1 protein-coding gene is annotated in these 614 nt (G+C 53.9%); it reads right to left on the bottom strand.

The genetic code is table 11. From position 1 onward, the window contains the following. Positions 1–614, bottom strand: a 614-nt coding sequence (locus ACTHUR_RS15715) for a tRNA dihydrouridine synthase (protein WP_440399580.1), incomplete at both ends; no start/stop codon positions are given.

Below are 614 nucleotides of genomic sequence, written 5' to 3'. Positions count from 1 at the left end.
CTGTTTCAAGCGGGCAACCGGATATTTGTTGTTGGCTTCTTTGGCAAGGCATAAGTCGAAGAATTGGACTATCCATGAGGAGACTTCGGCAAAGTCGGTATCTTTGACTGTTTCGCCGTTTTCATATTGCTTGATTTGCCGCGCCAAGTCGGGACGGATAACTGCGCCGCGCCCGAGCATCACGCTGTCGCATCCGCTGACGGTTTTAATGTCGAGATAGTCTTGAAGGCTGAATACATCGCCGTTGGCAGTAACGGGAATACTGACTGCATCGCGGATTTTGCGCACCCATTCCCAATGTGCCGGCGGTTCGTAGCCTTCGACTTTGGTGCGCGCATGGACGGTTAATGCACATGCGCCGCCGTTTTCAATCGCGGAAGCACATTCCAATGCCAGACTTTTATCTTCATAACCGAGCCGCATCTTGGCAGTCAGCGGAATGTGTTGCGGAAGGCGTTGGCGCAGGGTGTGGACGATGTGGTAAATCAAGTCGGGCTCTTTGAGCAAGACCGCGCCGCCTTTGTGTTTGTTGACCGTCGGTGCGGGGCAGCCGAAGTTGAGGTCGATTTTGTCCGCCCCGAAACGCACGGCTTCTAAAGCATTGACGGCCATGT

The sequence above is a fragment of the Neisseria sp. P0021.S007 genome (genome assembly GCF_051956855.1).
Note: the sequence above shows the minus strand (reverse complement) of the source record. Positions and strands in the feature narration are given on the sequence as shown.